The organism is bacterium (assembly GCA_026708055.1).
Classification (GTDB): Bacteria; Actinomycetota; Acidimicrobiia; order Acidimicrobiales; family CATQHL01; genus VXNF01.
Genome location: JAPOVS010000038.1, coordinates 1 through 26280 on the forward strand (window position 1 = coordinate 1; position 26280 = coordinate 26280).

Sequence of the window (26280 nt, forward strand, 5' to 3'; positions counted from 1 at the left end):
CGCTGTACTGCGCCGAGCCGCCCGTGGGCACCATCACAGTCTTGGAACCCGTTGAGACGCCGTAGTCGCCGCGCTGGGTGACGGTCACCGAGACCGCCAGCGGGGCCTTGGGCGCGGGGCTGGCGCTGACGGTGAAGGAGGCATTGCCGCCCTCGGTTATCCCACTGCCGGCGAGCACGCTGATCTCAGGGGTCGGGGTGGGCGTCGGATCGTCATCGTCGGAGACGGTGACCGATGCCGCGCCCTGGGACGGGGAGACGGTGTAGCCGCTGCCGGTGTTCGCCGTGAGGGTGACCGCGCCGTCTTCCTCGTCGCTACCGTCGTCCACCGTGGCCACGGCATGGCTGACGCTGCCGCTTGTGGGTATGGTCACCGTCTGCACCCCCGTTGAGACGCCGTAGTCGCCGCGCTGGGTGACGGTCACCGAGACCGCCAGTGGGGCCTTGGGCGCGGGGCTGGCGCTGACGGTGAAGGAGGCATTGCCGCCCTCGGTTATCCCACTGCCGGCGAGCACGCTGATCTCAGGGGTCGGGGTGGGCGTCGGATCGTCATCGTCGGAGACGGTGACCGATGCCGCGCCCTGGGACGGGGAGACGGTGTAGCCGCTGCCGGTATTCACCGTGAGGGTGACCGCGCCGTCTTCCTCGTCGGCGGCGTCGTCCACCGTGGCGACGGTGTGGCTGACGCTGCCGCTGGTGGGGATGATCACGGTCTTGGAACCGGTTGTACCCGGCGCGGCGTAGTCGCCCGTCTGGCCGATCGCGACGCGCACGGTCAGCGGTGCCGCGGGCGCGGGGTCGGCGGTCACAGCGAAAGCGGCAGAGCCGCCCTCGGTTATGCCGGTGCCTGCGGTGACGCTGATCCGGGGGGTCGGCGTCCGGCTTCGCGCGTCGTTGTCGTAGACCACGGCGCCGGCCGAGATGCGGGACCGCGAGACGGTGTAGCCGCTGTCTCGTGCCACCATGACGATGATCATGCCGTTCGATTCGGCGACGGCGTCGTCGTCGGTGGCGACGCTGTGCCGCGCCGAGCCGGAGACGGGGATGGTCACCTGCTGGACGCCGGCGGCTCCCGGCGCCACATGGTCCCCGATCTGCAGCACTTGCAGAGAGACCGTCAGCGGAGACGAGGGCGCGGGGCTGGCGGTGACGGTGAAGCGCGCGTCGTCGCCCTCGGTCAGGGAGACGGCGACGGCGGTGACGCCGACCTCCGGCCCTGACGTGTCGTTGTCGGCCACGGCCACCGTGGCCGCGCCCTGCGACGACGAGACCGTGTAGCCGCTGCCCGCATTCAGGGTGACGGTCACCGAGCCGTCGGGCTCGTCGGCGCTGTCATCCACCGTGGCGACGGTGTGGCTCACCACGCCGCCGATGGGGATCGTCACCGTCTGCCCGCCCGTCGCCACGCCGTAGCTGCCCGTCTGCACAACGGTCAGCGACACGGTCAGTGGAGCGGACGGGGAGGGAGTTGCGATGAACCTGAAGGAGGCGCTGCCGCCCTCGGTCACGCCGGGGCCGGCGGTGACGCTGACCACCGGAGGTGGCCGGTCGTCGTCCGCGACGGCCACGCTGGCCGCGCCGTGCGTGGCGGAAACGGAGTAGACCTGCCCCGTGCTGAGCATCGCACTGATGGCGCCGCGGTCCTCGCCAAGGGAGTCGTCGATGGTCGCCACGGAGTGCTGGACAGCGCCGCTCACCGGTATCGTCACCGTCTGCGCGCCCATTGTTCCCGCCGCGGCGTAGTCCCCCCGCTGGAAGACCATCAGCGAGACGCGCATCGGCGCCGTCGGCGCCGGGTCGGAGGAGACGGTGAAGACCGCGTCGCCGCCCTCGTCGATGGCACCGCCGGCGGTGATGCTGACCACCGGTTCATTGTCCGACACGGCCACGCTGGCCGCGCCGTGAGTGGCGGACACGAAGTAGCCCTGCCCCGGGTTGAGCATCGCGCTGATGGAGCCGTCGGCCTCGCCGGTGGAGTCGTCGGCAGTCGCCACGGAGTGCTGGACGGCCCCGCTCGTCGGGATCGTCACCGTCTTTGCGCCGACGGCGCCCGTCGCCGCGTAGTCCCCCCGCTGGGAGACCGTCAGCGAGACCGTCAACGGGGCCGCCGGCGCCGGGTCGGAGGAGACAGTGAAGACCGCGCTGGCGCCTTCTGTCACAGCGCTGCCCGCCGTGATGCTGACCTCTGGCCCTTGCTGCGCCGGTGCCGCGTTCTGCACACCGGTCGTCGTGAGCGTGAACGGTCCGGTCCTCCCATTTTGTCGGGTGGTCGCCTCGATGGTGTAATCCCCGGTGGGCAGCGACTGGCTGATCCGCGCGTCTCGGAGATGGCCGCTGTTATCGTCGGAGTGCAACCACGGGCCGGTTCGTTGTCCCCGCCCGCTCCGCAGGTAGAGGTACGTATCTCGTATTGGGGCATCGAGGTCGATCGTGACTTGGCGCTGCTCGTCCAGACTGAAGTTGTAGAAGTGGCTGTGTGCGCCGACGTTGGTGGACGGGCAGACTCCGTACCATCTCCCCTGGACAGTCCCTTCGCCGGTCAGGTCTGTCACGCAACCGACCTCGGGCAGGCCGGTGCCGGGCAGTCGGGCGAACCCATGACCCCATTCGTTGTCCGGGCCCTCGGCGCCGTGATCGGCTGCATTGGCCTTGAGATAGTCGGCCACCTGTGTGGGCGTGAAGGCGGGGTTCCGCTGCAGCACGAGGGCGGCCAGACCGCCGAGGTGCGGTGCCGCTGCGCTGGTGCCGCAGAAAGGTCGGCTGCCGTAAGAGCCCAGCGAGACGGACCCGCAGCCGAGGGCGACAAGGTCGGGCTTCATCCGCCCGTCGGGCGTGGGGCCGCGGCTGCTGTAGGTCGCAAGATGAAAAGAACCGAATGTCGGGGCATTCCTCAGTTCCATGGCGCCGACGGCCAACATCCCCGGACTGGCGCTGTCAGCGGGCGTCATGATGCTGTGGTGCGTGGTGTGATACTCCAGCGGCCGCCACCCCCATGTCCCCAATTGCAGCCATGACGGCGCCGCGCTGGCGCCCTTCTTCGTGACGAAGACGGCATACTCGCCCGCGGGACCCTCGTAGTCCACTATCGCCTCATACGGATAGTCCGTCGACCCGCCGCCCTGGCCGTCCGCACTCGCCGCCACCACTCGAAAGTCATTCTGGCTGTCGGGACGATACAGCAGCCCCAGGTCCAGGTCCTTGGCCGCGCCGCCCCAGGTGTCGTCCCAGCGCAGGAAGATCGTCATGCGGACTGGGCCGGCGAACCACCGCGCCTGGGTCTCGTCTCTGACGGCGTTGCGAGGCCCCCACTCGTGATAGCCGTTCATGTCGGTGTCCTTGAATGAGCCGTACCAACCGTGCCCCGCCCCGTTGCCGGCCGCGTTCACCCAGACGATCCCGTTGTCGGTCGCCCACTTGACGGTGTTCAACGGGCTCGGCGTGAGCGGCGACGTGCCGTCGGCGGCGCCGTGGAAAGTCCAGCCGATGGAATAGACGATCACCTTCACGCCCTGGGCGTGCATCCATTCGACCGCCCGCTGAAGGTCGGCCCAGGTGGAAGCGTTGGAGATGTACAGCGACGCCCGTGGGGCCATGTCCATCACCGTCTCCGCAACCCGGGTGCCGTGCTGAACTCCCCCCGGCCGGTCGCAGTCGGCCAGATCGAACGTGGCGCTTCCGGGGCCGGGGAAGCACAGTCCTTTCACGGTCCGCGGCAGCCCGACCCCCATCAAGGCGCGCAGACCAGTGAAACCGTCCGCCCCCCATCTCCTGACGCCGTTGCGGTCCTTCGGCCTCGAGACCGCATCGATCACGCCGATCTTGACGCCCTGCCCCTCGTACCCCGCGGCATGCCACCGGCCGGCCTGGTGCACAGGCACGCCCTTGGTGAAGACATTGTCCAGCAGCCGTCGCGGCGTGGGCATCTCGCGCACGCGCGCCACCCCGGTCTGCTCCGCCAGCGACGCCAGCAGCCCCGGCGGCAGCTCGACCTCCAGGTAGTTGGAGAGGGCGTTGGCCGGTGTGATGCCATGCCCGGCCAGAAACTCGACGACCTCGTCCTGGTTGCCGTCGAGCTGGATCGTGAGCAGCATCGGCTCACTCGAGTTCAAGGTCGAGTTGGTGCCGCCCGGTGGCGTCGGCGGCCCCGCGCCCTCGGTCATGTCCGTGTTAGGTGGACCCCCCCCTTCAGCGCCGTATTGACGAATGTCGGCGGCGACCGCGAGCGCGCTGAGCTGCGAGCCGAGATTGGGATAGGTCTGACCTGAGTCGGATGGGGACATCTCCGGGTCGAGGGTGTCAGGCAGCAAGCCCTCGTCCGGCGGCGTTGGATCCTCCGCGGTCGAGGAGCTGGAGACGTCCTCGGCCTGGGGCTGCGCCGCAGCGTCGCCGGAACCTGGAGCGAACACGGCGATGGCCACAACCAACGCCACCGCGGCACGCGGAGTCCGTAGACGAATCGCAACGCGGAGAATCGCCTCCAATCCGTTCCTCCTGTATCGATAAGTCGCTGTCGCCGGGCGCAGGCTAACTGTGACAACCCGAGAGGTTGTCACAACTAGCCGCTCTGCGCGGCGGCTCGGACCTCTTCGGCGAGGCGGGCGCCCTCGTCCAGCAGGCCGGCGGGGGCCGGGAGTGTGGCCAGATGGTCGAGGTCGGCGAGGGCGTCGTCGAAGAGACCCAGGCGGGCCAGGGCCAGGCCCCGCCAGAAGCGGGCCTCGGGGTTGTCGGGGGACAGCTCGACGGCCCGGTCCAGGGCACGCATCCCCTCGGCCAGCAGGTCCTCGAAGGCGGCGAAGTCCGACCGGGTCAGCAGCGCGCCGCGGCCCACCAGCGCCGCCACGTTGGTGGGGTCGGCCGCCAGGGCGCTGCCGAACAGCCGGGCGGCCAGCACCACCTGCCCGTCGTCGGCCAGCAGGCGGGCGGCGGTCGCCATGTCGTCGGACGTGGCGCCGGCCAAGAGTGTCTCGACGGCAGCCGTGTCGCCGGCCTCGGTGGCGGCGGCGAGGCGGCCCGCCAGGATCCGCTCGCGCAGCTCGTAGGACGCCACGAGCTCCACCATGATGGGCGCCGGGTCGAGGCCGTCGAAGACGTCGAGATGGGCGGCGGCCGCCTCCAGCCAGCCCAGGCGGATCGCCACGACGGCGCCGAAGACCCTGGCGTCGGGATACCGCGGATCGGTCGTGACCGCCGTCTCCAGACGCTCGGCGGCGGAGGGCAGGTCGCCCCGCAGGAAGTCCAGCCAGCCCCACCAGGCCAGCGCCTCGGCGCTGGAAGGTTGGGCGGCCACCACCGCCGCGTAGATCTGCTCGGCCTCGGCGAAGCGGCCGGCGGCCATGTGCTCCTGCGCCTCGAAGAGTTGGCCGCGGGTGCTCTGGCGGATGTCGCCGGTGGCGGTGTCAAGCGACGAGCGGCTGCCGAGCGCCGACGCCAGCCCCACCCCCAGCCCGCCGCCGACCATGGCCACGATCACCAGAACCGCGACCACGCGGCGCCAGTTTCGCGGCGACCGAGCCGGGCGGGCCGCGGCGGAGCGGTCCGAAGCGAACCCGGCCGCGGCCCCGCGGCGGCGCACGGCTGCGACGCGTTCGGCGTAGAGCGTCGAGAGCGAGCGGTAGTCGCCCTCGCTGATGTCGCCGGCGGACCGCTCGGCGTCCAGGTCGTCGAGCGATCGCTCCAGGAACTCCAGCTCCTCCCGGTCGGCGTCGTGGTCGCTCACGGCATCACCGCCAGCGCCGGAAGGCGAATCCGAGTGCCGCGGCGGCGGTGACGCCGACGGCGGCGGGGAGGATCCAGACCAGGCTGCCGAACCCGGTGGACGGCGGCGTCAGCAGGATCGCCTCCCCGTAGAGGGTGGCGTAGGCGGTCCTGATCTCGTCGTCGCTCTGACCGGCGTCGACGCGCCGGGCGATGTCGGCGCGGATCTCCCGCGCCACCGACACGTTGGACTCCGCCACCGACTCGCCGGCGCACTGCGGGCAGCGCAGGGTGCGGGCGATGGCGGCGGCCCGCTCGGCATCGCTCGGCGTGCCCCGGTCGTCGAGCGACCCGAAGGTCAGCAGGACCGCCAGGGCCACCAGCGCCAGCCCCCAGCCCAGGCGGCGGGAACGCGCCCGCCGGTCCCCGTGTCCGGATTCCGGCCTTCGCCGGAATGACGACGCCCCCGGGTCGCCGCCATCGGGTTCGGGGGCCCGGCCGACGGATTCCGACGGCGGAGGGACGATTCCGGAGGTGCTCATGGTGCGGTCCCGGCGGGATCGGCGAGGGCCTCCAGAGCGGCGATGCGACTGTCGAGCTGGTCGGCGGTCACCCCGGTGGCGCCGACGAGCTTGTCCACCACGTAGCCGGCCGGCGACACCAGGTAGGTCTCGGGCACGGCGGTCACGCCGTAGTCCACGGGCACCGAGCCGACGTCGCCGGCCAGCACCGGCCAGTCGCCGCCGGCGCGCTCGAAGAAGCCGCGGACCGCCTCGGGCGAGTCGTCGAAGGCCACCGTCACCACGATGGCGTCGCCGATGGCGTGGCGCTCGCTGAAGGCGACCAGCTCGGGGTGCTCGATGATGCAGCCGGTGCACCAGGTGGCGAAGAAGTTGACAACCACCCAGCGGCCGCGGTGGTCGTCGAGGTCGAAGAAGTCGCCGCCGAGCGTCGGGCCGCTGATCGGCGGCGCCGGCTTGCCGACCGCGGAGCGCCCGATGAGCGTGCCCCGCTGGGGATCCCCCGCCGCCAACACCGCCACGAGAATCGCCGTGACCGCGGCCACCGCCAGCGCCACGAGGGCCACCGACCGCGCCCTGGGGCGGCGGGACCGGCCGCCTTCGGCAACCATCTCGGCGCTCACGGCGACCCGCCTCCCTGCCCTCCGGGGCGGGGAGAACCCGTCGCCACGCCTGCAGGAGCCTCGACCGGTGCCGAATCGTCCAGCGCCGAGGTGGGGGCGGTGGGACGGCGTCGCCGGCCCGGGAAAGCCGCCAGCACGATGCCCACCAGCATCACCGCGCCGCCCACCCAGAGCCACACGATCAGCGGCTGCACCGTGATCCGCAGCACCAGGCTCCCGCCGGTCTCGGACGGGAGGCGCACCATCGACAGCTGCACGTCGCGGCGCGCCGATGTCAGGGTGGCGGGGTGGCCCACCACCTGCCCCCGCAGCGTGTAGCGGCTGATGGCGGGGGCTGCGCAGCAGGCACCGTCGACGGCGATCTCGGCGCGCACCTCGAGGCGCTCGTCGTGGACCACCTCCCGCACGCCCACGAAGCTGAACTCCTGGCCGGCGAACCGCACCGCCTGGCCCTCGCTGAGGGCCAGCTCGGCCTGCTGCAGGTAGGACCCGCTGGCCGCCAGTCCGACGGCGATGACAACCACCCCGATGTGGGTGACCATGCCGCCGTTGGCGCGCCCCAGCAGGCCCCGCCAGCCCTGGCGCCGGGACGCCAGGACAAGCTGCCGGGCCGCCGCCCCGCCGGCGAAACCCCCCAGCGCGAACGCCACCAGCGGCGCCGGCCCCCGGGCGCCCAGCCCTACCGCCACCGCCAGGGTGCCGACCCCGCACCACATCGGCCACAGCAGGCGCCGACCCAGCAACTCCGTCGAGGCCTTGCGCCACGGCAGCACCGGGGCGGCGGCCATCAGGAACAGCAGCAGCATGCCCAGCGGCATCGTCATGCGCTGGAAGTACGGCCCCCCGACGCTGAGCCGCTCGCCGGAGACGGCCTCGGCGACCAGCGGGAAGACCGTGCCCAACAGCACCACGGCGGCGAAGAGGGCGAACAGCAGGTTGTTGGCCAGGAAGGTGCCCTCGCGGCTGAAGAACGAGTCGAACCGCCCGGGGGCGCGCAGCCGGTCGCCCCGCCAGCCGATCAGCAGCACGCAGGCGGCGGCCACCACCCCGAAGAAACCCAGGATCGCCGGGCCGATGCCGGAGGCTGTGAAGGAGTGCACCGAGTCCAGCACCCCCGAGCGGGTGATGAAGGTGCCGAGGATCGTGAGCGAGAACGTGGCGCACACCAGCGACAGGTTCCAGACCCGCAGCATGCCCCGCCGCTCCTGCACCATGGCCGAGTGCAGGTACGCCGTCGCGGTCAGCCAAGGCAGCAGCGAGGCGTTCTCCACCGGGTCCCACGCCCAGTAGCCGCCCCAGCCCAAGGTGTCGTAGGACCACCAGGCGCCCAGCACGATGCCGGCGGTGAGGAATCCCCAGGCGAACAGCGACCAGCGGCGCGTCTCGGCCAGCCAGTTCTCGTCGGTGCGGCCCAGGGCGAGGGAGGACACGGCGAACGCGAACGGCACCGTGAAGCCCACGTAGCCCAGGTACAGCATCGGCGGGTGCACCGCCATGAGCGGGTTGTCCTGCAGCAGCGGGTTGGGGCCGGGCCCGTCATAGCCCGGCGGCGGGTCGAAGGCCACGAACGGGTCGGCGGGTCCGACCATCAGGCCGAAGAAGAACAGCACCACACCCAGCGCGCACATCAGCGCGCAGACGACCAGCGGGTCGTCGCCGCGCCGCCGGAAGCGCACCGAGGCGGCCACCACGAATCCCGCCAGGACCAGCCCCCAAAGCAGGATCGAGCCCTCCAGTGCCGCCCAGGCGGTGGCGACGTTGAACAGCGGGGCGGTGGCCGAGCTGCCGTTGTCCGCCACGTAGGCGACGGTGAAGTCCCGGTTGACGAGCGCCCGCTCCATGGCCGAGAAGGCCAGGGCGGCACCCACCAGCACCAGCCAGAGCAGGCCCCGCCCGATCGCCAGGAAGATGCGGTCACGCCGCCACAGGCCCAGCCCGAAGGACACCAGGGCGGCGAAGGCCGCGGCGACCGCGATCGCGATGCCCAGGTCGCCGAGTATGAGGTTGCTCACCGTCGGGCCGGTCCCAACCTCAAGTGCCCAACTTCAAGAGGCCGAACTCAGCAGCCTGCTGCGGTGCCGCCGGTGCCCGCCGCCTCGAGACGGTCGGGGTAGGTGTCGCGGTACTCGTTGTCGTGCTTCACCAGCATGTGGTCGCTGGCGAAGTAGTACCCGTCGTTGACACCGCAGGCGAACTCCGCCAGATCGGGGGGGCGGCCCTCGACCCAGCGCCCCTCCAGCACCACCGGCACCCCCGGCGTGAACAGGTCCGGTGGGCTGCCGACGTGCACCACGTCGGCGGCGACGCCCTCGAAGGACACCGTGAAGGCCACGGCCTGCTCGAAGTCCAGCTGCGTCGCCAGGACGCTGTGGGCCACCGGCGTGCCCTGCATGCGGAACCGCTGACCCGCCAACTCGTCGCGGCGCTCCACCGCCTCGTCGGTGTTCAGGAAGAACAGCGAGGCGTCGGTCACCAGGCGCACGAGGGCGAACGTGATGCCGCCCACCGCAGCGGCCACGACCAGCAGCGAGATGATCCGCCGCGCCGTCGGTGGCCGGCGGCCGTGGCGACTCTCGGCGCGGCGGGGCGTGAGATCAAGGCCCGGCGCCGCGTCACCGTCGGTGGCGCCCGCCGGCGGCAGCTCCGGATCGCCGGGAGTCTCGGGCACCGCCGGTCAGTCCTCGGCGGTCATCCAGCGGCGTCGGCGCGCCGGCACCCTGCCGCTGAGCCGGCGGCCGCGCAGCAGGATCATCACCGCATAGGACACCAGCAGCGCGGCGCTGATCGACCACCCGGCGGCGATGTAGCCGGCGTGGGTCACGGGTTCAGCCCCTCTGCTGCGGCGGCGGCCTCGGCGCGCCGCTCGGCGAGGGCGGCCTCCAGCCCGGCGCTCTCCGCCTCGGCCTCCAACCAGGCCACCCGGAAGCGGTGCACCGCCAGCCACAGCGCCAGGAGGCCCATGACGAGGATGCCCAGCACCAGCGTGAACAGGGTGAGATCCTCGATGCGCAGCTCCTCGAGGGTGGACTGCTGGTGCAGCGTCCGGTTCTCCCACCACTCCACGGAGCGGTTCACGATGGGGATGAGGACGGCGCCGCCGGTGCCCAGGATCGCCGCCCGGCGGGCGCGGGCCTCCGGCGCCGCCGGCACCGAGCGCAGCGCCAGGTAGCCCGCGTAGACCAGGAACAGCACCAGGGTGGTCACGACGCGCACGTCGCCCCACTCCCACCAGGTGCCCCAGACCGGTCGCCCCCAGATCATCCCCGTGAGCAGGGTGACCCCGCAGAACACCACGCCGATCTCGGCGCACGCATGGGCCAAGCGGTCCCACCAGGGGCCGCGGCGCCACAGGTACACCCCGCTGGCCAGGGCGCAGGTGCCGAGCGCCACGTAGGTCCAGATGGCGGCGGGAAGGTGGACGTACATGAGCCGCACGGCGTCGAACTGGCCGATGCGGGTGCCCGCCTCGGGGCCGGGCCGGGAGTCGGGCGGGCTGAAGATGAACGCGCACAGGCAGAGACCCACCAGCCCCGCGAGGGTGGCGACGCCGAGGATCCGCGTGGTGCGGGAGCCGGTGTCGGCGGGCGCGGCGTCCGGCGAGGAGCGGTCCGGGGAACGGCCCAGCAGGATGCTCATGGCGCCGTCGCAGTAAGTGCGATCACGACTCAGCCTCCAGCAGCGGACCGTAGGCCAGGGCGCCGAACACCGCGTAGACCAGGGCGAACAGGCCCAGCAACCCGAACCACGCCCAGCCGTTCACCGCCGCGGTTCCCAGCGCGTCGCCGAAGGCCCGGGTGGCGCCGATGAGCACCGGCGCGAAGACCGGCAGCAACAACACGGGCAGGAGGGTCTCGCGAACTCCGAGAGGGGCGGCCAGCACGCCGTAGAGGGTACCGGCGGCCGCGATGCCGACCGTCGCCGCGGCGGCCGACGCCACCGCCAGGCCGAAGTGCTCGACGCGGGCGTCGTACAGCACCACCATGGCCACGCCCAGCAGGGCCTCCAGGACGGCCAGCTGCGCCGCCAGCGCCAGGGCCTTGCCGGCGAAGATGCGGGACGGGCCGGTGGCGCTCAGCAGCAGCGCGTCGGCGGCGCGACCGGCGTGCTCCACGGCCACAGAGCGCTGGGCGGCCAGCAGGGCCGTGAGCAGCACCGCCACCCAGAACAGGCCGGGGCTGAAGTTCCGCAGGGCCGCCCGGTCGGCGTCCAGCGCGAAACCGAGCAGCACCAGTGTGGCCACGGCGAACGGCGCCACCTGGAACAGCAGCACCCGAGAGCGCAACTCGATGCGCAGGTCCTTGCCGGCGACCAGCAGCACCTCACGCATCGGCCGCCTCCGGCGAGGCCGATCCCGCCACAGCGGCGAGACCGGTGACGATCCCCCCGACGAGGTGGACGGTGCGCGTCGCCACCTCGGCAGCGGCCGGGGCCTCGTGGCTGGCCAGCACCACCGTGGCACCGCTGCCGGCGGCGTCGAGCACCAGCCGGTTGATGGCGCTGCGCCCGGACTCGTCGAGACCGGCGTGAGGTTCGTCCAGCAACCAGAGGCGCGGGCGGCGCAACGCCAGGGCGGCCGTGGCGACCCGCTTGCGCTGACCGGCCGAGAGGCGCCGCAACGAGACGTCACCGAGGCGCGGCGCCACCTCAAGGCGCTCCAGAGCGGCCCGCGACTCCGTCTCCGATGCGCCCGCCAGGGCGGCGAAGAAGCGCAGGTTCTCAACCACCGTGAGGTCCTCGTACAGCATCAGGTCGTGGCCCAACAGCCCGACCTGGGGGCGCAGCGCCCGCCGGTCGCTCCGCAGGTCACAGCCCAGCACCGTGCCCCGGCCGCCGTCCAGGGTCGCCAAGCCTGCAAGCAGGCGCAGCAGCGTCGTCTTGCCCGCACCGTTGGGGCCCCGCAGCAGCAGGATCTCCCCCTCCGCCACGTCGAGGTCGACGCCGGCCAGAGCCGGGAAACCTCCCCGGCAACTGACGGCATCACGAAGCCAGACAGCAGATTCCACGACGACCCCTTCGGAGAGAACTGCAGGCTACCGGTCCGGGCCACCCGTGCCCCGGTCGCCGGGACGCCGGTGGCCCGTCGCGGGCGACGCGAGGCGTGTCGGTACCATCGGGACGTGACGCTGCCGCGGATCCTCAGCGCCGTCGGGCGGACGCTGGCGATCCTCGGTGTCGTGATGCTCCTGTTCGTGGTGTTCCAACTCTGGGGCACGGGGCTGCAGCAGGCGCAGGCTCAGAGCAACCTGGAAGACGACCTCGCCGAGCGTTTCCGGCTGGCCGCCGCAGCCGGCCAGGCCGCCGGCCGGGTCTCCCCTGCGGCGCCTGCGGCTGCCGCAGCATCGCTGGAGCCGGAGGTCGGCCGGCCCTCCGCCCGGCCCGCCACAGCGGCGCCGGCCACGCCGGAGCCGGTGGTGGGGGAGGCCGGCGGGGCGCCTGCCGGCCCACCGGACGCCGCAGCGGGAGCCCCGCCGGCGGACGCGGAGACCGCACCGGCGTCGGGACCGGACACCCCGGCGGCGGAGACGGCGGGGCCGGAACTCCCGCGCATCGGCGAGTCCTCCCCCGAGCGGTCTGCGGCGCCGGCGACGCTCCCCGAGCTGCCGAGCCTCCCCTCGGTGGTCAGCCAGATCTCCGAGCCGGCCGCGGCGCGGGCCGTCGCCCGCCTCCTCGGGCCGGAGGTGGAGGAGCTGTTGCCGCTGGTCTACCCGGAGGCCGGTGAGGCGATCGCCCGGATCGTGATCCCGTCCATCGATCTCGACGCCATCGTCGTGGCGGGCGTCGAGATCGACGACCTCCGCAAGGGGCCCGGCCACTACAGCACCACGCCGCTGCCGGGCCAGCCCGGCAACGCCGCCATCGCCGGTCACCGCACCACCTACGGGGCGCCGTTCGGACGGCTGGCGGAGCTGAACGCCGGCGACGCGATCATCGTCGAGACGCTGCAGGGCAGGTTCGTCTACCGGGTGCTGCCCGGCCAGCCGGGTATGGCCGGCCACACCCTGGGGTTCCGGATCGTCGCCCCGACCGCCCTCGAGGTGCTCGACGACGTGGGCGACAACCGGCTCACGCTCACGACCTGCCATCCCAAGTACAGCTCCAAGAAGCGGCTCATCGTGCATGCCGCTCTCGTCGGCGATCCGGTGGTGCGCCTGCCCCGCCCCGGTGAGCCAATCGGCGCGGAGTTCGTCCGGCTCGCCCAGCCCGCGGGGCCGCTACCGGTCCCGCTCAACGTCGCCCCGCCGCAGGCGCCCACCCCCGAGGCGGACGCGCCGCAGGCGCCCGCCCCCGAGGCGGACGCGCCGCAGGCGCCCACCCCCGAGATGGCCGTCCCGGAGGCGGGCACCCCGGAGACGCTCGGACCGGACGAGGGCGAGCAGGCCCGCACCAGCCCCGGCACCGCACCCGAACTCGCCGGCGCCGGCGCGACGGCCGACGACGCCGCCGCAGGGCTCGCGGCCGGCGAGATCGACACGCCCGCAGCCACCGAGGCCCGGGATGACCCCGCAGTCGCCGCCGGGACCGCGGCACCGGGACCAGAGCCACCCAGCCCACCCCCGGAACCCGGGACACTCCCCTCGGGCGAGGCCATCCCGGCGGCCGCCGGCGACGTCCCCGGCGAGAGCCGGTCGGAACAGGGAGCCCCCCGGCAGGCCGCGGAGCCGGCAAGCCCGACGGCGCCGCGGGCTCCGGTGACCGACGTCGGATTCGGCGAGGGCCTCAGCGGTGACCGAGGCGCCATCCTGCCGGCGGTGCTGTGGGGGCTGGCCGCGGCGGCCGTCTGGGGGCTCGGCTGGAGCTTCGGGCGGTCGGGTCGCCGGGCATTGCGGTATACCGTCGCTGTCGTGCCGTTCCTGGTGGTCGTCTACGTGATGTTCACGTACGTCGACCGGGCCCTGCCCGCCTACTGATGCCGCGTCGGCCCGCACGCGGCGACGCCACCCGGCGCAGCAGCCGGACCCGCCGGCTCCTGGCTGCGGCGACCGCGGCGGTCGCCCTCGCCGGCGTCGTGGCCGCCTGCGGCGAGCAGGAGGAGGAGGCCGGGCCCGACGACCTGTCGCCGGTGCGGATCCTGCGACCCGACCCCGAAGCCGCCGACGACACCCAGACCCAGCGGCGCGACGGGCTGCCCGTGGTGGAGGGGACCGACCGCCTCGAGGGCCTCATCGTCAACCCCTTCGACCTGGAAGCCGGCCAGTGCTTCAACAACTACCTCACGGCACTGGGCGACAACACGTTCCAGGAGCTGACCACAGTCGTGGACTGCAGCGGACCCCACGACGGCGAGGTGTACTTCCAGGTCTTCCACCCGGCCGAGGCGGGTGAGCCGTACCCCGGCCCCGACGAGATGCCGGCCTGGGCGCAGCAGCACTGCTACGCCCAGTTCGAGGGCTTCGTGGGCCAGGAGTACGAACTCTCCGAGCTGGACATCGGCATCCTGCATCCCACCGAGCTGACCTGGTCCGATCCCATCGGGCGGCACCGGGAGGTGACCTGCTACGTCGAGGCCTGGCGGGGCGGCCGCCTGCTCGGCTCCATGCGCGGGAGCGGCTTCTGACCCGGTTGCCTCGACCGGTCGGGGACCCGGGGTGCCGTTCGCTCCTTCGCGCGGGCGCAAGGCGTCGCGAATCGCCCCCCGGTCTCCCTCCCTCGTTTCTTGCGACGGTCCGGTCGGGGCCGCCGGTGGCCGTCGGCGGATCGTCTGGCGAAATCGATCCGGCGCCGTCCCCCGGCGTCCCCTCCCTCGGTTGTTGCTGCGGGAGATCCGTCAGTCGTCGAGGGGGAGGTTGAGGGGGGTTTCCGGTCTGTCGAGTTCGATGGTGACCTTGTGGAGGTTGCCGGCGAAGGGGAACGGGGCGTCGTAGGAGGTCGAGACGGGGCTGAGGGCGTTGCGGCCGACGTCCGTTCCGCTGAGGGCCAGGAAGGCGAGGGTGCGTGGGATCTCGAACCAAGCGCCGTAGTGGCCGTTGGCGCCGAGGCGGGCGCGGGCGGAACGGTCGGGGTTGATCTGCATCTCGAAGGTTGCGGTGATGTCGTCGACCTCGGGCAGCGGCAGCGAGGCCGCGGTGATGTCGCCGGCGGCGTTGTACTCGTAGTGCAGGGCGCCGTCGGCGGCCCAGAGGACGAAGCCCGACTGCACGTTGCCGAAGCTGACGATGACGCCGCGCTTGTGGCCGGACATCTCGGCGGTGATGCGATGATCGGCGTGGCCGACAGGCGGCGCGGCGCTGGGCTCGATGTGGGAGACCGGGGGGTAGTACTCGAAGACGGCGCGGGTCTGGGGGGTGCCGGGCGGCGGCGGGGCGCTGAACAGCTCCCGGGAGCGATCGTCGAGCGGCAGGACGTCGTAGCGGCCCGCCTCCCTCCACCACAGCTCGGTCAGCTCGCGGAGCTTGTGGGGGTGGACGGCGGCCAGGTCACCGGACTCCGAGAAGTCCTCGTCGAGGTGGTACAGCTCCCACTCGCGCTCGCTGTAGTCGCTGCCGGGGTCGTGGTGCGTGACCACCTTCCAACCGTCGGCCCACAGGCCGCGGTTGCCGAACATCTCGAAGTACTGGGTGCGGCTCGGCGCCGGGGCCTCGGGGTCCTCGAACGTGTAGGCCAGGCTGCGGCCGTGGATCGGCATCTGCGGCACGCCCCGGTGGCTCTCCGGCGGCGTCACGCCGGTGACCTCGTAGACCGTCGGGGCGATGTCGATGATGTGGCCGAACTGCGGCAGGATCGCCCCCGGGCGCGCCAGGCGGCCGGGCCACGACACGATCAGCGGGTCGCGCACCCCGCCGCCGTGGGTGTGGTACTTGTACCAGCGCCCCGGCGTGTTGGAGGCCTGCGCCCAGCCGGTGGCGTAGTGGCTGTCGGCCAGGGGTCCGCCGATCTCGTCGAGGGCGCCGAGCGTGCGCTCGAAGTCCTCAGCCATGTCGTTGAAGAACCGGATGGCGCTGAACATCCCCAGGCGGCCGCCCTCCATGGCGGCGCCGTTGTCGGAGGTCACCACGACCAGCGTGTCCTCCCAGCGCCCGGTGGTGCGCAGGAACTCGAACAGCCGACCCAGGGCGGCGTCGGTGTGCTCGATGAATGCGGCATAGGCCTCGGCGAGGCGGGCCGCCACCCGCTGCTCGCCGGGCTCCAGTGAGTCCCACGGCGGCACGTCGGGGTTGCCCGGCGGCAGCTTGGTGCCGGCGGGGACGACGCCGGATGCGAGTTGGCGCTCGTAGCGGCCGAGGCGGATTTCCTCCCAGCCGGCGTCGTAGCGGCCCCGCGCCGCCTCCATGAACTCCGCGGGGGCGTGATGCGGGAAGTGGGCGGCGCCCAGCGGGACGTAGCAGAAGAACGGGCTGGCGGGCCGGTGGGCGATGTGGTCGGCGATGTAGCCGATGGCCCGATCCACGAGGTCGTCGGTGAGGTGGTAGCCGTCGGCGGGCCGCCCCGGCGGGTCGATGGCATGGTTGTCGCGGAACAACTCCGGGTAGTAGTGGTCGGTGGCGCCGTTCATGAAGCCGTAGAACTGGTTGAAGCCCCGCCCCAGGGGCCACTCCTCGTAGGGACCGGCGCCGGTGACCTGCCGCATCGGCGCCACGTGCCACTTGCCGACGGCGAACGTGTTGTAGCCGGCGTCGCGCAGCACTTCGGACATCAGGGCGGCCCGGCGGCTGATGCGGCCCCGGCCGCTGGGCCAGCCGGAGTCGATGTTGGACAGCATGCGCATCCCGACGGCGTGGTGGTTGCGGCCCGTCAGCAGGCACGCCCGCGAGGGCGAGCAGAGCGTGGTGGTGTGGAAGTTGTTGTACCGGTGGCCTCCGGCGGCCAGGGCGTCCAGGTGCGGGGTGCGAACCTCCGAGCCGTAGCAGCCCAGGTCGGCGAAGCCCAGGTCGTCGAAAAGCACGATCACCACGTTGGGGCCGCCGGGAACCTGCGGCTCCGGATACCACGGCTCGCTGTCGCGGTGGGTGCGCCCGAGGTGCCCGGGGAAGCTCCCGGCGGTGTCGTCGCTCATGCGGTGGGCCTCCGTGGCGGATCGGCGGATGGTCGGGGTTCGGCGGATGGTCGGGGCTCGGCGGATGGTCGGGCGGCGGGCGCAGACGACGGGGGCTCAGTAGCTGCCGACCCCGGTGAGGTAGCGGCGCAGCACGGTGTTGCCCAGCAGCTTCCAGAGCCGGTCGCAGGTGAAGCCCAGCACCCCGAAGCAGAAGATGCCCACGAACATGAAGTCGGTGCGGAAGAAGGTCCGGGAGTTCCAGATCAGGAAGCCGATTCCCTCCTGGGCGGCGATGGCCTCCGCCGCCACGATCACCAGGAAGGCGTTCGCCAGCGCCAGCCGCATCCCCACGAAGATGGACGGGAACGTGGCCGGCAACGCCACCTTCAAGAACACGTCGCGGCGGTTGGCGCCGAGCGTCTGGGCGCTGTTGACCTTGTCGGGATGCACCGAGGAGGCCCCGGTGGCGGTGGTGATCAGCACCACGAACAGTGCTGCGTAGCCCACCAGGTTCACCTTGGAGGTCTCGCCGATGCCGAACCAGAGGATGAACAGCGAGGTGAGCGCCAGGGCGGGCACGAACCGGAAGAAGTGGATGAAGGGATCCAGGGCGGCGCGGGCGAAGCGGGAGACCCCCGCCAGCAACCCGAGCGGGATGGCGATGCCCGAGCCCAGCAACCAGCCCTTGAAGACGCGCTCCAGGCTGATGGCGATCGAGTCCCACAGCAGCCCCGAGTCGGAGAGCTCCGCTGTGCCCGTGGCCACCTTGGCCGGCCCGGGCAGCAACTGCGGGTTGTAGTTCCACGAGCCGACCTGCCAGATACCGATGGTGATCCCCACCACCACCGTCGAGATGAGGATCGCCCCCCGCCGACCGCTCAGGCCGGCGCGCCAGCCGCCGCCCGCCGGTTCCGGTGTGGCGCCGGGCGCCGCGGCCGCCGTCGAATCGGTCAGTTCTGCCACGCCCGGGTCACCTCCTCGACGATCTCCGCCTCCACGGCACGGGCGACCGTGGCGAACTCGGGGGAGAACTCGTCGCGCGGGTAGCCGATCTCCACGCTGTGCAGCGAGCGGAAGTCGGAATGCGGGCCGGCGCGCATCACGCCGATGCGCTGGCCCAGCAGCACCGCCTCGCGGATGTCGTGGGTGACGTACACCACGGTGCCGCCCTCGGTCTGCCAGAGTTCGACGACCTGACGCTGCAGGATGCGCCGGGTCTGGGCGTCGAGCGCCGCGAACGGCTCGTCCATCAGCACGATGTCGGGTTTCACGGCCAGGATCCGGGCGATCTGGACGCGCTGCTTCATGCCGCCGGAGAGTTCGTGGGGCAGCTTGCCGGCCGCGCTGGTGAGACCCACCAACTGCAGCCAGTGGTCCACCACGGCGGGGTCGTACTCGGTGCCCTTGCGTTTGGCCTGCAGCTTGAGGCCGAACGCCACGTTCTGGCGCACCGTCAGCCAGTCCAGCAGCGGCCCGTCGACGCTCTGGAACACCATGGCCCGGTCGGGGCCGGGGCCGGTGATCGCCGAGCCGCCGGCGGTGACGGTGCCGCCGTTGGGCTCCAGGAATCCCGCCACCAGGCGCAGCAGCGTGGACTTGCCGCAGCCGGAGGGCCCGACGATCACGAAGAACTCTCCGGGGGCGATCTCCAGCGACAGGTCGGTGACGACAGGGGGCGAACCCTTGCCGTAGCGCAACTCCACGCCGTTGAAGGTCACGGAGCGGCCGCGGTCGTCGCCGGGACGCTCGCCGGCCGCTCCGTTCATCGTCGGGGTTGTGTGGGTGCCCTCGGGGCGCCGCCCGCTACAGGTCGGCCTGTATCGATCCCGGCACGGCCTCCTCCATGGCCCGGAAATCGATGAACTCCCGGATGTCGAAGTCGGCCGGCAGCACGCCGGAGTCGATCAGGAACTGGGCGATGGCGTCGAAGGAGTCGAGTTGAACCTGCGTGAACTCAACCTTGTAGCGCTGGTTCGGCATGATGTTGGCGAACAGCTCCTCGTTGCCGGACACGGCGTCCGCCACGATCTTCGCCGCGGCAGGGGTCTCGTTCTGGATCACCAGATTGGCCTTGTCGTAGGCCCGGACGATGCGCTCGATGATCTCCTGGTTCTCGTTGGCCCACTCCGTGCGAGACACCAGGTAGATGGCGACAGTGTCCAGCACGTTGGAGTCGTCGCCGAGGATCTTCAGGTCGGGATCCTCCTGAGCCTCGAGCGTGCCGTTGAGCCACACCCAGGCGGCCTGGATGTCGTTGGTGCGCAGCGCCCCGACCAACTCGAACAGTCCCGGCAGCGGGACCAGCTCGACGTCGTCGAGGCTGATGCCGTTCTGCTGGAGGTGGCGGATCGTCACGAAGTGCTCCGAGGTGCCCTGGACGTATCCGATCGTCTTGCCCACCAGGTCCTGGGGTCCGTTGATCTCGTTGCGTACCGCCAGACTGTGGAATCCCGGCCTCGGGGCGGCGATCGCCGCCACCACCCGCATGTTCTCCTCGGCCGCGGCGGCCAGGTTCAGCACGGCGAAGTCCAGCGCCGGGCCGATGTCGGCCTGGCCTGCGATCACCGCCTGGATGGCCTCGATGCCGGTGCCGTACTGCGACATGGTGACATCGAGGTTCTCCTCGTCGAAGTAGCCCCGGTCGATCGACACCCATGCCTGGGAGCCGAGCAGGAACCCGTCGGCGGCGATGCCCACCGAGAGGGTCTCGGGCTCGTCATCCCCGCAGGAGGCCGCCACCAGTGCCACGGCCAGGACCGCAGCCAGAAGGGTGGACCATGTCTTGGTCCTCTTGAGTCTCACGTTGTTGTTCCTTTCGTCAGGTTCGGCCTGCCCTGCCCCCAACCCGGGCCACCCGAGCACCTCCTTGCGTCGCCGATGCCTGCGGAGCCCGCTCCAACCCGGAGCAGGGCACCGGCTCCACCCGCCGCCACGCTGAGGCGGGCACGGCTGACCCTAGTTCGCCTGCGCGGTCACGGAAGCCTGCGGGTCGCCGGGAGGGGCTGCGCGGCGATCGACCGGTCGGGACCACCGGTGGCCGCCGGCGGATCGTCTGGCGAAATCGATCCGGCGCCGGCTCCCGGCGTCCACTCCCTCCCGGGTCATCGGTAAGCGAGGGCCGCTCGGTGCGCTCGTAGAGTGGCGGGCGTGGAGTTGCGGGACTGGATCCTGGCGGACGTCACCTCGCTGCGGGGGAAGCTGGCCGGCGGGGTTCTGGGACTGATCCCTGCTGAGCGGCTGCGGGAGCGGGTCGACGGGGGTGGGATCGCGCCGGTGTACGTGCTGTGGCACCTGGCCCGGCACCAGGACGTGGCCGTGAACGGGGTGCTGCGGGGCGTCGATGCGGTTGTGGACGGCTGGGTGGACCGTCTCGGCGTCGGTGAGGACCTGTGGCGGGGGCTGGCCGAGGGTGAGGACGCCGACCTGGTCGAGGTGCTGGACCCTGAAGCTGTGGGCGCCTACGCGCTGGCCACCTGCGACGCCACCGCGGCGTGGCTCAGCGAGGACGGGCTGCCGGCGATGGACGCCCGGCCCGAGACGGCCGGGCCGCTGGCGGCCATCGGCACGCCCACCGACCGGTTCGACTGGCTGTACTCCATGTGGGACGGCAAGCCGGCGTCGTGGTTCCTGCAGTGGAGCACCGTGGGCCACGGCATCAACCATCTCGGCGAGCTGGTGTCGATCCGCAATCGGATGGGACTGAGCCCCTTCTAGCCCCGCCTCGCCGGGGGATCGACCCGATCGATGCTCCCGAGCAACACCACCGGCTCCGGGTATCTTCTCGCAACTGTGGAGACGGAGAGGTGTCGAGCGGCCCCGCTGATCCGCCGGTTGCTCGCTCTGCTCGCAGCGATCGTGTTCGCTGCGGCGTGCTCGGACGGTCTCCGCCCGACGCTGGTCGACGAGCCGCCCCGTTCGCTCGCCCCCGCCTCCACCGCCGCGACCACCCCGGAACCCGAGCCGCCGCCGGTGGCGCCGCCGCCGACGGCGACGACCACGACCACCGTGCCCCAACCGGAGCCCTCCGGGGAGTCGACGCTGCCGACCGACGGCGACGTGCCCATGGACCGCACCGAGCCGGCCGAACCCGGCCCGACCGAGCCTCCCGAACCCGAGCCTCCCCAGGTGACCGAACCGGAACCGACCGAGCCTCCCGAACCCGAGCCGGCCGAACCCGAGCCGGCCGAACCCGAGCCGGCCGAACCCGGACCTCCCGAGGTGACCGAACCCGAGGTGACCGAACCCGACGACCCGGGCACCGACGACGAGCCCCCCGAGGATGCGCTCGAGGTTCCCCGACTCAGCGGTCCCTCGGGCGGGTCGGCCAGCCCGAGGGACACGGCACTCGTCAGCGCCCTGGATGCGCTGGTGGCCCGGGCACCGGCGGGTGGATGCCTGGTGGTCCGCCGGGCCAGCGAGACGGTGTTCTCCCGCAACGCCGACGCCATGCTGATCCCGGCCTCGCTGCAGAAGCTGCCGCTCGCCGCGGCCGCGCTGGAGATCCTGGGCGCCGGCTACACGTTCACCACCGTCGCGCTGGCGGAGACCGGATTGACCGGCGGCGTCCTGGACGGCGATCTGTACCTCGTAGGCGGCGGCGACCCGCTGCTGTCCACCCCGGACTTCGTAGCGATGCTCGCTGAGCACGACTCGGCGGGAAGCCCGCTGGCCGACCTCGCCGCGGACCTCACCGACGCCGGCCTCACCCGCATGACCGGCAGCGTCGTGGCCGTAGCGGACCGCTACGACACCCTCACCACGGTTCCCACCTGGCCGGCCCGGTTCGCCGGTCAGAGCGTCGCCGGGTCACTGAGCGCGGTCAGCGTGAACCAGGGGTGGCGCACCCCGCCGGGGCTCCTCTCGACCTGGGGGCTGCCACCCGTGCCCCAACCGGCGCTCCGGGCGGCGGAGATCTTCGACGACCTGCTGGAGGCTCGCTCGGTGCGCATTCCCCTCGTGCCCCGCGTGGCCGAGGCCGGCGGGGACTACAGCAACCACGAGGTGCTGGCAACTCTGGAATCGGCACCGCTGGCGGCCAGCCTGCACTGGCTGCTCGCCGAGAGCGACAACACGCTCGCCGAGATGTTGCTGAAGGAGATCGGCCTCGTGGCGAGAGGCGCCGGCACCTCGGCCGCCGGCGCCCTGGCGGTACACGAGGCGCTGGCCCCCAGGATCGCCGGGCTCGCCGTTCCGGCCGACGGTTCGGGACTGAGCCCGTCGAATCGCCTGAGCTGCTCGCAGGTGATCGACGTGCTGGAACTCGGCGGTCCCAACGGCCACGTGGGCGTCAACCTCGGGGTGGCCGGGCGGACGGGGACGATGGAGAACCGCTACCGGAACTCGCTGGCGAAGGACTTCGTGCAGGCCAAGACGGGGACGCTGGCGGGGGTGCGCTCGCTCGCCGGATTCGCCCGGGCCGCCAGCGGCGACGTGTTGAGCTTCGCGGTGATCCTCAACAGCGGAACGGAGTGGATCGACAGCGACGCCGCCTTCGGGTTCTTCGCCGACCTGATGGAGGTTCTGGTGGCCGCCACCGGCGGCTGAACGGTCTGAACGCCCCGCCGCGGCGGCGGATGCCGTCAGGCCATCAAGAGGGCCAGACCGGCCCAGCTCTGGGGAATGGCGCCGAGGCCGGCGCCGTCGTCGCTGTCCCAATACTCGGCCAGGCCCGACTTCTCGGCGCCGGCCACGATCGCCCGCGCCAGCGTCGCGGCGGCGTCGTGGTGCCCGGCGCGCCGCAGGCCCAGCCACAGCAGGTAGTCGAGCTGCGGCCACGACGGGCCGCGCCAGTAGGCCCCGGCGGCGAAGGACGGCTCGGCTCGGTGTACCCCGGTGGGGCCGAACGCACCCCCGTAGGCGCGGGAGTCTGTGAGTGCTGCGGCGACCGCGGCGGTGCGCTCGGCGTCTGATTCGATGAGCAGGCCCAGCAGCCCGTAGGCGGTTCGGGTGCGGCCCGAGCCTCCCTCGGCGTCGCCGGCGTCGGTGTAGCTGCACAGGTCGGCGTCCCAGCGATCGCGCACTGCGTCGGCCAGGCGGAGGGCGGCAGCTTGTTCGATGGCACCGGTCGCTTCGGCCAGTTCGAGCGCGTTGAAGGCCACGAGCGCCGAGAAGCCCGCCGAGGCGGCGGCGAACTTCGGATTGACGAGCGGGGCGCCGCCGGCGCTGCGCTCGATGCCGTCCAGCAGCTCCCCCTTGCGGTCGAACCAGCGCTTCTCGTCGAAGCCGCCGTCGCCGAAGTCGTCCCAGCGCGGATCGTTGTCGGCACCGGACTCCCAGGGATGGCACAGCAGCACCAGGCCGGACTCCGTGTGGCGCTCCCGGCGCTGCAGCAGGAACTCCAGGCCGCCCGCGGCGGTCGCCAACAGGCGCTCGGGCACATGGGCCCCGCGGCGGTGCAGCTCGGCGAGGGCGTGGCCGTACATGGGTGGCCCGGTGATGCTCGAAGCGCCCGCACGGCCCCAGAAGTCCTCGTGACAACGCGGATCCAGCTGGTAGGCCATGTGCGGCACGCAGCCCGAGGCGTCGGCCGCGCCCAGGATCTGCGCCAGTTCGTCGAGGCCGCGGTCGTCGCCCAGCTCCGCCCAGATGAGGGCGCAGAAGCACGAGTCCCACAGCCACTGCCACGGGTAGCGCACCCGGTTCGGCGCGGTGTAGCCCCCGCCCGGCGGGATGTCGACCCAGTGCCGCCGCAGCACCGCCAGCACTCGGTCCCGCAACTCCACCGCTGTATTATCCCCCGGTGCCTCCGAAGCGAAGCGGCCGCCGCCGGGTGTGGATGGTCGCCCTGATCGCCGTCGCGGGCGTCCTGGCGACCTCGCTGGTCGCCGCCGCCGAGACAGGGCCGCAACTCCGGCTCCAAGCCCGCGTCCTGAGCAGCGGACAGACCGAGGTGGCACTGCAGCAACGCCTCGACGGCGGGCAGTGGGGCGACCGCCTGCTTCCCGCGCGGCGCCTCGTGCCGCCCGGCGCCCCGACCTGGCGCTGGGTCCAGAGCACGCCCCTGGAGGTGCAGACCGCTGCCGGCCCGCGGGAGATGCGCATCGCGGCCCGGCGCCCGGCCGGCGGCGGGCGCATCGAGGTTGGCCTCCAGCAGCGGCGCCCCGACGGCAGCTGGTCCGAAGTCATCCTGCCCGCCTTGCGGGTCGTGCCCGCGGGCGCCCTGGCGGGAAGGTGGCTGGCAAGCTCGCCGCTGCACGAGCCGGTGTTCCGGGAACAAGCGATGGAGGCAGGCCCCGCCGATCAACCCGACGACCCAAGCCCCGCCGACCAACCCGACGACCCAAGCCCCGCCGACCAACCCGACGACCCAGCCCCCGCCGACCAACCCGACGACCCAGCCCCCGCCGACCAACCCGACGACCCAGCCCCCGCCGACCAACCCGACGACCCAGCCCCCGCCGACCAACCCGACGACCCAGCCCCCGCCGACCAACCCGACGACCCAGCCCCCGCCGATCTGCCCCGCGCTCTGCTGACACCGACCGGCGTGCCGGTCGCCGTGATCGGGCGCGCCGGCGGCGGCTACCTGGTGCGCACGCCCTGCGGCAACGCCGCTGAGGTCACCGGCGGCGATCCCATCGACGGCATGCGGGTGGTGCTCGACCCCGGTCACGGCGGGCGGTTCGACGTCGGCGCCGTGGGGCCCAACGGTCTCGCCGAGGATGTGCTGAACCTCACCCTCAGCCGCGCCATCCTCGCCGAACTCGCTCGCCGCGACATCCCCGCCGCCGCCGCCCGCACCGGCGACTACGGATCGCTCCTGTCCGTGCGCGCCGCCCTCGCCGACGCCGTGGGCGCCGACGCACTGATATCGCTCCACCACAACGCGCCGACTCACCGGCTCGGCGACTCGCCCGGCACCGAGGTCTACGTCCAGTCCGACGACGACGAGACGCCGCGGAGCGACTCGGCCCGCCTCGGGGGCCTGCTCTACGAGGAGATCACCACCGCACTCAGCATGTTCGCCGACGTCAGCTGGAGCCGCCTGCCCGACGCCGGCGTGCTGCGCGTGCTGTTCCCCTGGGGCGGCGACGCCTACGGCATGATCCGCCGGCCCGCGGTCCCGGCCGTCCTGGTGGAGTACGGCTACCTGTCGAACCCTTCCGAGGCGGAGCTGTTCGCCACCGACGACTACATCGGCATCGCCGCGACGGCCACTGCCAACGCCATCGAGGACTACCTCAACACGGACCGCCCCGGCAGCGGGCTCGTCGAGCGGCCCCGGCGGTTCGATCCCGCCCGCGCGCCCAGCCGCTGCGCCGAGGTCCCCCTGGAGTGACCCCCCGGCGCCCACATCCTCAAGGGCGCCGCCGCCAGGTAGGGCGAGCGACCTCCCCGTGGGGCCGGACCACCCGGCCCAGGTGCCGGCAGTAGCGTCGCCGCGGTGGCCACGGTTGCGATCGTCTCGTTCCGGCTGGGCCTGACCGACGGGGTGTCGGTGGCGGCGGGCCGCTGGGCGGTGATCCTCCGGCGGCTGGGTCATCGGGTGATCACGGTGGCCGGCGAGGGTCCGGTGGACCGGCCGGTGCCCGGCCTGGAGATCGGCGCCGCGCAGCCACCCGATCCGAGCGCGGTGGCCACCGCGCTCGCCGGCGCGGACCTGGTGGTGGTCGAGAACCTGTGCACGATCCCGCTGAACCTGCCCGCCGCGCGGGTGCTGGCCGGCGTGCTGGCCGGACGGCCGGCCGTGCTGCACCATCACGACCCGCCGTGGCAGCGGGAGCGGTTCGCCCACGTCACCGAACTGCCTCCCGACGACGGGGCCTGGCGTCATGTCACCATCAACCGGCTGACCGAAGCCCAGATGGCCGCTCGGGGGATCGGCGCCGGCACCATCTACAACCCCTTCGAGGTCGCAGACGTGCCGGGCGACAGAGCCGCCACACGGCGTCTGCTGGAGGTCGCGCCCGCCGAACTGCTCGTCGCCCACGCGGTGCGCGCCATCCCCCGCAAGGACATCCCCCGCGCGCTGCGGGTCTGCGAGGACCTCGGCGCCACCTACTGGCTGACCGGTGCCGCCGAGGAGGGCTACGAGGCGACCCTCAGGCACCTGCTGGCCGAGGCACGCTGCCGCGTCCTGCGGCACCCCGCGCCGAGCGCCGCCGACATCTACGCGGCGGCCGACGCGGTGGTGTTCACGTCTCTCTGGGAGGGATTCGGCAACCCCCCGGTGGAAGCGGCAGTCCACGGCCGCCCCGCAATAGTCAGCCACTACCCCGTGGCCGACGAACTGCGCGCCCTCGGCTTCCGATGGTTCGACCCCGACGACCTCGACCCCCTGCGCGAGCACCTGGCCGGCGGCGACCCCGGATTGATCGAGCACAACCGCCGGATCGTCCAAGAACATCTGTCCATGGAGGTGATCGGTGCCCAGATCGCCGATCTCCTGGCGGACATGGGCATCCACGCCTGACTCGCGCCGACAACCGAGATCGGGGCAGACAACCGAGGGCGCCGCCCGGTCCACCACC

General features: G+C 72.4%; 21 protein-coding genes. 6 read left to right on the forward strand and 15 right to left on the reverse strand.

Annotation, left to right across the window (positions count from 1 at the left end; genetic code table 11):
- The 10 genes from OXG55_07160 to ccmA form a co-directional block, all read right to left on the reverse strand.
- Positions 1-4429, reverse strand: a 4429-nt coding sequence (locus OXG55_07160; GenBank protein MCY4103020.1) for a S8 family serine peptidase, incomplete at its 3' end; no start/stop codon positions are given.
- Between the two features lie 125 nt (positions 4430-4554).
- Positions 4555-5715 carry a tetratricopeptide repeat protein gene (locus OXG55_07165; GenBank protein ID MCY4103021.1) on the reverse strand — a complete coding sequence of 387 codons (1161 nt, stop codon included), beginning with the start codon at positions 5713-5715 and terminating at the stop codon, positions 4555-4557.
- Positions 5716-5719: 4 nt separating this feature from the next.
- Positions 5720-6235: a cytochrome c-type biogenesis protein CcmH gene (locus OXG55_07170; GenBank protein MCY4103022.1), complete on the reverse strand. Its 516-nt coding sequence runs from the start codon at positions 6233-6235 to the stop codon at positions 5720-5722.
- Positions 6232-6837 carry a TlpA disulfide reductase family protein gene (locus OXG55_07175; protein ID MCY4103023.1) on the reverse strand — a complete coding sequence of 202 codons (606 nt, stop codon included), beginning with the start codon at positions 6835-6837 and terminating at the stop codon, positions 6232-6234. The genes OXG55_07170 and OXG55_07175 overlap by 4 nt, the downstream gene beginning before the upstream one ends.
- Entirely contained in the window at positions 6834-8849 is a 2016-nt protein-coding gene (gene ccsA / locus OXG55_07180) for a cytochrome c biogenesis protein CcsA (GenBank protein MCY4103024.1), read from the reverse strand. Before ccsA (OXG55_07180) ends, OXG55_07175 begins: the two co-directional genes overlap by 4 nt.
- 47 nt (positions 8850-8896) lie before the next feature.
- Positions 8897-9505 carry a cytochrome c maturation protein CcmE gene (locus OXG55_07185; protein ID MCY4103025.1) on the reverse strand — a complete coding sequence of 203 codons (609 nt, stop codon included), beginning with the start codon at positions 9503-9505 and terminating at the stop codon, positions 8897-8899.
- A 6-nt stretch (positions 9506-9511) separates the two neighbouring features.
- Positions 9512-9658 (reverse strand): hypothetical protein, encoded by a 147-nt coding sequence (locus tag OXG55_07190; GenBank protein MCY4103026.1) that lies wholly within the window; start codon positions 9656-9658, stop codon positions 9512-9514.
- Positions 9655-10473, reverse strand: a complete 819-nt coding sequence (gene ccsA, locus OXG55_07195) for a cytochrome c biogenesis protein CcsA (GenBank protein ID MCY4103027.1) — start codon at positions 10471-10473, stop codon at positions 9655-9657. The genes OXG55_07190 and ccsA (OXG55_07195) overlap by 4 nt, the downstream gene beginning before the upstream one ends.
- A gap of 22 nt (positions 10474-10495) precedes the next feature.
- On the reverse strand, positions 10496-11164 hold the full coding sequence (locus OXG55_07200; protein ID MCY4103028.1) for a heme exporter protein CcmB: 669 nt from the start codon (positions 11162-11164) through the stop codon (positions 10496-10498).
- Complete coding sequence (gene ccmA, locus OXG55_07205; GenBank protein MCY4103029.1) at positions 11157-11840, reverse strand: heme ABC exporter ATP-binding protein CcmA; 684 nt, start codon at positions 11838-11840, stop codon at positions 11157-11159. The genes OXG55_07200 and ccmA overlap by 8 nt, the downstream gene beginning before the upstream one ends.
- A 114-nt stretch (positions 11841-11954) precedes the next feature.
- On the opposite strand from ccmA, the gene OXG55_07210 reads away from it, so the two are divergent.
- Positions 11955-13745 (forward strand): sortase, encoded by a 1791-nt coding sequence (locus OXG55_07210; protein ID MCY4103030.1) that lies wholly within the window; start codon positions 11955-11957, stop codon positions 13743-13745.
- Positions 13745-14392 (forward strand): septum formation family protein, encoded by a 648-nt coding sequence (locus OXG55_07215; GenBank protein MCY4103031.1) that lies wholly within the window; start codon positions 13745-13747, stop codon positions 14390-14392. Before OXG55_07210 ends, OXG55_07215 begins: the two co-directional genes overlap by 1 nt.
- A gap of 210 nt (positions 14393-14602) precedes the next feature.
- Here the strand turns inward: OXG55_07215 and OXG55_07220 are convergent, their stop codons facing one another.
- The 4 genes from OXG55_07220 to OXG55_07235 form a co-directional block, all read right to left on the reverse strand.
- Positions 14603-16828, reverse strand: coding sequence for an arylsulfatase (locus OXG55_07220; GenBank protein ID MCY4103032.1), 2226 nt, complete (start codon positions 16826-16828; stop codon positions 14603-14605).
- 96 nt (positions 16829-16924) lie between these two features.
- Positions 16925-17773: an ABC transporter permease gene (locus tag OXG55_07225; protein ID MCY4103033.1), complete on the reverse strand. Its 849-nt coding sequence runs from the start codon at positions 17771-17773 to the stop codon at positions 16925-16927.
- Positions 17761-18576 carry an ABC transporter ATP-binding protein gene (locus tag OXG55_07230; protein ID MCY4103034.1) on the reverse strand — a complete coding sequence of 272 codons (816 nt, stop codon included), beginning with the start codon at positions 18574-18576 and terminating at the stop codon, positions 17761-17763. Before OXG55_07230 ends, OXG55_07225 begins: the two co-directional genes overlap by 13 nt.
- Before the next feature lie 37 nt (positions 18577-18613).
- Positions 18614-19612 (reverse strand): ABC transporter substrate-binding protein, encoded by a 999-nt coding sequence (locus OXG55_07235; protein ID MCY4103035.1) that lies wholly within the window; start codon positions 19610-19612, stop codon positions 18614-18616.
- Positions 19613-19957: 345 nt separating this feature from the next.
- Between OXG55_07235 and OXG55_07240 the strand changes: the two genes are divergently transcribed.
- On the forward strand, positions 19958-20524 hold the full coding sequence (locus OXG55_07240; GenBank protein MCY4103036.1) for a hypothetical protein: 567 nt from the start codon (positions 19958-19960) through the stop codon (positions 20522-20524).
- 141 nt (positions 20525-20665) lie between these two features.
- Entirely contained in the window at positions 20666-22354 is a 1689-nt protein-coding gene (locus tag OXG55_07245) for a D-alanyl-D-alanine carboxypeptidase (protein ID MCY4103037.1), read from the forward strand.
- 35 nt (positions 22355-22389) lie between these two features.
- On the opposite strand, the gene OXG55_07250 is transcribed toward OXG55_07245, so the two are convergent.
- Positions 22390-23532, reverse strand: coding sequence for a hypothetical protein (locus OXG55_07250; GenBank protein ID MCY4103038.1), 1143 nt, complete (start codon positions 23530-23532; stop codon positions 22390-22392).
- 17 nt (positions 23533-23549) lie between these two features.
- Between OXG55_07250 and OXG55_07255 the strand changes: the two genes are divergently transcribed.
- Both OXG55_07255 and OXG55_07260 read left to right on the forward strand, forming a co-directional pair.
- Complete coding sequence (locus OXG55_07255) at positions 23550-25088, forward strand: N-acetylmuramoyl-L-alanine amidase (GenBank protein ID MCY4103039.1); 1539 nt, start codon at positions 23550-23552, stop codon at positions 25086-25088.
- 105 nt (positions 25089-25193) lie between these two features.
- Positions 25194-26222 carry a glycosyltransferase gene (locus OXG55_07260; GenBank protein MCY4103040.1) on the forward strand — a complete coding sequence of 343 codons (1029 nt, stop codon included), beginning with the start codon at positions 25194-25196 and terminating at the stop codon, positions 26220-26222.
- The last annotated feature ends 58 nt before the right edge of the window (positions 26223-26280 follow it).

Excerpts from the sequence above, each read along its gene's own strand:
- OXG55_07170 (MCY4103022.1), bottom strand. The coding sequence starts at position 6,235 with ATGAGCACCTCCGGAATCGTCCCTCCGCCGTCGGAATCCGTCGGCCGG.
- OXG55_07200 (MCY4103028.1), bottom strand. The coding sequence starts at position 11,164 with ATGCGTGAGGTGCTGCTGGTCGCCGGCAAGGACCTGCGCATCGAGTTG.
- OXG55_07230 (MCY4103034.1), bottom strand. The coding sequence starts at position 18,576 with ATGAACGGAGCGGCCGGCGAGCGTCCCGGCGACGACCGCGGCCGCTCC.
- OXG55_07220 (MCY4103032.1), bottom strand. The coding sequence starts at position 16,828 with ATGAGCGACGACACCGCCGGGAGCTTCCCCGGGCACCTCGGGCGCACC.
- OXG55_07215 (MCY4103031.1), top strand. The coding sequence starts at position 13,745 with ATGCCGCGTCGGCCCGCACGCGGCGACGCCACCCGGCGCAGCAGCCGG.
- ccsA (MCY4103027.1), bottom strand. The coding sequence starts at position 10,473 with ATGAGCATCCTGCTGGGCCGTTCCCCGGACCGCTCCTCGCCGGACGCC.